Genomic DNA, 3,853 nt, shown 5'->3' with positions numbered 1-3,853 from the left:
GCCATGATCATGCCCGGCGTGCAGAAGCCGCATTGCGTGGCGAAGGTGTCGAGGAAGGCGCGCTGCAGCGGGTGCAGCACGCCGCTTTCCGAAAGCCCTGAAGTCGTGCTGATGGCCGCCCCATTGCAGGTTTCGGCCAGCGTCAGGCAGGAGAGCCTGAGTTCGCCGTCTATGATGACCGAACAGGCGCCGCAGGTGCCTTGATGGCAGCCGCCTTTCGGCGAGGTGTCGCCGATCTTGTCGCGCAGCGCCTGGAGCAGCGTCGTGCCGCTGTCGATGAATTCGGCCTTTTCCGAGCCGTTGAGCGTGAATTGAACCGGAACCTTTGCCATGTTTTCCTCCCAGCGCGCCTGCCCAACCAGCGGACAGACGCGCGCCCCCGAACGAATATTAAGCGAGCAGCAACCGGCCGAGATGAACCGGCAGGACTTCGGCGCGATACCAGGCGCTGGCGATCGGGTCGGTGATGGGCGAGATGCCATCGCCGGCCGCGGCCAAGGCCGGCGCGATGCCGTCAGCGGTCAGCGTTCGGCCGATCAGCGCTTTTTCCGCCGCCCTGGCGCGCATTGGCCGATCCGCCATGCAGCCGAGCGCGATCCGCGCCGAGGTCACGGTGCCATCCGACGACAGTTCCAGAACGGCGGCTATGCTGAGCACAGAGACGCCCTTGGGCTTGACCCTCGACACTTTCAGGAAGCGGAAACTGTCGGCCTTCGGAAGCGTGAAGCTCACGGAAGTGACGACGGCGCGGCTGCCGTCCCGATTGGCCAGAAAAGTCTCGATCGGCGTTTGCCCGTCATCGGTGCCGACCGTCGCATCGAGCGCCAGCAGGGCAACGGCGAAATCGCCATAGGGGGCCGGGGCAAAAAGATTGCCGCCGATGGTCGCCATGTTGCGGATGGCCGGGCCGCCGACGGCGCGAGCGGCCTTGGCGAGCGTGCCGAGCTCCGGATGACTGGCGATCGCCGCCATCGTCACCGAAGCGCCGATGCGGACTTTGCCGCCGGCAACAGCGATGGTGGACAAAGACGGCTCGGTCGACCTGACAAGGCCGGAAACCGAAACATCGCCTTCATTGGCCGCGCGGACGACCAGCGTGCCGCCGCCGAGATAGCGTGTGCCCTGGGCTTTCAGTGCCGCGTTCGCGTCTTTCACCGTTGCAAAGGTCTGCAGTGCCAGCGCCATGGTTTGGCTCCTGTCAGCTCTGGCCGGCGAAATGGCTTTTCAGGGCGTTGAAGCCGCCCTGAAAGACATTCGCGCCCATGCCCTCGGCCAGCTTGTCTGCCTCCTCGGGCGCGGCGTCGAAGCTGGCGGTCCATTCGGCGTAGGTGCGGTCGCCATCGGTCACACGCCGCAGCTGCAGGGTCGCCTTGTGATTGGTCAGCGGTTGCGGCGTCTCGAGGATGGAGTAGCTGACCAGGAAATTCTGATCGGAGAAGTCGAGCAACTTTTCGCGCAGGCGGGCGCCGCTGGCGAGCTGGAAATTGCGCACGCAGCCGATCATGGTGGCATCCTTGCCGTCTTCAATGTGGCTCTCCACCATGCGCGGATGCCAGCCCGGCAGCCCGTTGAAGTCGCGTATGCGCGCCCAGACCTTTTCGACCGGCGCGTCGATGACGCTGGATATGGTGACTTTGGCCATTCAAATGTTCCCTTGCAAAAGCGATCCGGTGCAAGGGTAGGGCGGCCATTTCAGCGGCGCTTATCAATGCGTCTTGAGCGTGTATCAAGGAGTCTGAAAAACAGTCGACATTGACTAAACGAGGACAGGCTCAGGCAATCGCCCGCGCGGCCTCGCGGTAGAGCGTCGGCGGCACGCCGACATGGTCGCGGAAAAAACGCGAGAAATTGCCCTGCGTGGTGAAGCCGAGATTGCAGGCGACCGAGATCAGCGGCTCCCGCGACCATTGCAGCTGCCGCACCGCTTCCTCCATGCGCAGCGTGTTCCAGTAGACATTGGGCGTCAGATTGGTCTGTTCCTTGAACAAAGCGAAGAAATGCGGTCGCGACAGGCCGACGCTGCGCGCCACGTCGTCGAAGCAGATGCGCTCGCAGACATTGGCCTTCATCAGCTGGATTGCCTTGCGGACACGAAAATCCTGCATGGTGTTGATGCGGACACGGGCCTCCTGCGGCGCCGAGGCGTCGGCGGCGTCGAGCACGCTATCGATGAAACGCTCGATCTCGTAGTTGGCGATATCGTCGACGCTCTCATTGTCGCTGAGGTGGTCGAGCAGATTGGCGGCGGCCTGATGCAGCCACGGTTCCAGCGTGATCGCGGCTTGTGAAAACAGCGGTGCCGACGAAGGCAGGTCGCGGCGGCGCCGCGCCCAGTCGGGATCGATGTAGAAGGCTAGAAACAGACCGGGCGTCCCGTTTTGCGACAGAACATGGCTGTGCGGCTGGAAGGAGTTGATGCCGGCGGCCGTTCCAGGTCCAAGCCGGACGGTCTCGCGGCCGATGGTCATTTCGCCGGCCGTACCTTCCAGCCAGATGATCAGATGGGCCTCGACATGGGCATGGGTGACGAAGTCGCTTGCGACATTCAGGATAGATACATGTCCGAACCGGCCCCAGTAGAGCCTGATCGCTTCCGTCATGGGTATATCCTCCCGCAGACGACTGGCCTCCCTTCGTCTGCAACAGGGATTGTGCGGCTGAGTTCGGGGCCGCGTCAAGACGCGCGGGGGCGGCGAGGGCGAATGACGGCCGATGCGGCCGGATTTTCAGACTGAGCGATAGGTTTCCTCTCCTCCCACAAGGGAAGAACGCCCCTCAAACCGAAGCCGTCATGCCGCCATCGACATACAGTGTATGGCCGTTGACGAAAGACGATGCGTCGGACGCAAGGAACACGGCGGCGCCGATCAGCTCGTCGACAGCGCCCCAGCGTCCGGCGGGCGTGCGCTTTTCCAGCCAGGCGGAAAATTCCGGATTGTCGACCAGCGCCTGGTTCATCTCGGTGCGGAAATAGCCGGGCGCGATCGCATTGATCTGCAGGCCGTGTTTGGCCCAGTCGGCGCACATACCCCTTGTGAGGTTGCGGATCGCGCCCTTGGTCGCGGTGTATGGTGCGATGTTCGGCCTTGCCAGTTCGCTCTGCACCGAGCCGATGTTGATGATCTTGCCCTTGCCGCGCGGGATCATGTGGCGGGCGACCGCCTTGCCGACATGGAAGGCGCCCGACACATTGGTCTTGAACAGGCGCTCCCATTGCTCCTCGGGAAAGTCCTCGAGCGGGGCGCGGAACTGCACGCCGGCATTGTTGATGAGGATGTCGATGGCGCCGATCTCGGCCTCGATGCGGGCAATGTCCTCGTTGACCGCCTGAAAATCGGTGACGTCGAAGGTCGAGGTGTGCGCCTTGAAGCCGGCATTGCGCAGCTTTTCGACGGCACCGCCGATCCTGGCGGCGTCGCGGCCGTTCAGCACCACGCTTGCCCCATGTTCAGCCATGCCCCGAGCCAGCGCGAAGCCGATGCCCTGGCCGGAGCCAGTCACCAGCGCCAGCCGCCCCTCGAGGCTGAACAGGGAGTTGGCCATCAAACCGTCTTTTGTTTGACCATGATCTCCGGACAAACGGTTCCGTTTGTCCGAGAAAACCGGTTTCCACTTTTCGGGATCATGGTTCTAGTCACTGCGGCGGAAATTGCGGATGCGGTCGAACAGCACCGCCAGCAGGATGGCGCCGCCGATGAACACGCCTTGCCAGAAGGCATTGATGCCGAGCAGGCCGAGACTGTTGCGGATCACCTCGATCAGGGCCGCACCGACGATGGCGCCAAAGGCGGTGCCGACGCCGCCAGCCAGATTGGCGCCGCCGATGACGGTTGCGGCGATTACCTGCAGCTCC

At 63.5% G+C, this 3,853-nt stretch carries 5 protein-coding genes and 1 pseudogene; all 6 read right to left on the bottom strand.

Going from position 1 to position 3,853, the window contains the following annotated elements; all coding sequences use genetic code 11:
- On the bottom strand, positions 1-332 hold a 332-nt coding region (locus EN893_RS23025), incomplete at its 3' end, for a 2Fe-2S iron-sulfur cluster-binding protein (RefSeq protein WP_128361796.1).
- A 58-nt stretch (positions 333-390) separates the two neighbouring features.
- Positions 391-1,185: an FAD binding domain-containing protein gene (locus EN893_RS23020; RefSeq protein ID WP_127266793.1), complete on the bottom strand. Its 795-nt coding sequence runs from the start codon at positions 1,183-1,185 to the stop codon at positions 391-393.
- 13 nt (positions 1,186-1,198) lie between these two features.
- Entirely contained in the window at positions 1,199-1,642 is a 444-nt protein-coding gene (locus tag EN893_RS23015) for an SRPBCC family protein (protein WP_127266792.1), read from the bottom strand.
- A gap of 130 nt (positions 1,643-1,772) precedes the next feature.
- The gene (locus EN893_RS23010; RefSeq protein WP_127266791.1) at positions 1,773-2,600 is read right to left on the bottom strand and encodes an AraC family transcriptional regulator; all 828 of its coding nucleotides are present in this window, start codon (positions 2,598-2,600) and stop codon (positions 1,773-1,775) included.
- Between the two features lie 175 nt (positions 2,601-2,775).
- Positions 2,776-3,543: an SDR family oxidoreductase gene (locus EN893_RS23005; RefSeq protein ID WP_127266790.1), complete on the bottom strand. Its 768-nt coding sequence runs from the start codon at positions 3,541-3,543 to the stop codon at positions 2,776-2,778.
- An 87-nt stretch (positions 3,544-3,630) separates the two neighbouring features.
- Positions 3,631-3,853, bottom strand: a pseudogene (locus tag EN893_RS23000) (ABC transporter permease); the annotation flags it as partial.

Source organism: Mesorhizobium sp. M7A.F.Ca.CA.004.04.2.1, from assembly GCF_004022825.1.
Lineage (GTDB): Bacteria > Pseudomonadota > Alphaproteobacteria > Rhizobiales > Rhizobiaceae > Mesorhizobium.
The sequence above is the reverse complement of the archived record's forward strand: the minus strand, read 5'-3'. Positions and strand labels throughout refer to the sequence as shown.

Excerpts from the sequence above, each read along its gene's own strand:
- EN893_RS23020 (WP_127266793.1), bottom strand. The coding sequence starts at position 1,185 with ATGGCGCTGGCACTGCAGACCTTTGCAACGGTGAAAGACGCGAACGCG.
- EN893_RS23015 (WP_127266792.1), bottom strand. The coding sequence starts at position 1,642 with ATGGCCAAAGTCACCATATCCAGCGTCATCGACGCGCCGGTCGAAAAG.
- EN893_RS23010 (WP_127266791.1), bottom strand. The coding sequence starts at position 2,600 with ATGACGGAAGCGATCAGGCTCTACTGGGGCCGGTTCGGACATGTATCT.
- EN893_RS23005 (WP_127266790.1), bottom strand. The coding sequence starts at position 3,543 with ATGGCCAACTCCCTGTTCAGCCTCGAGGGGCGGCTGGCGCTGGTGACT.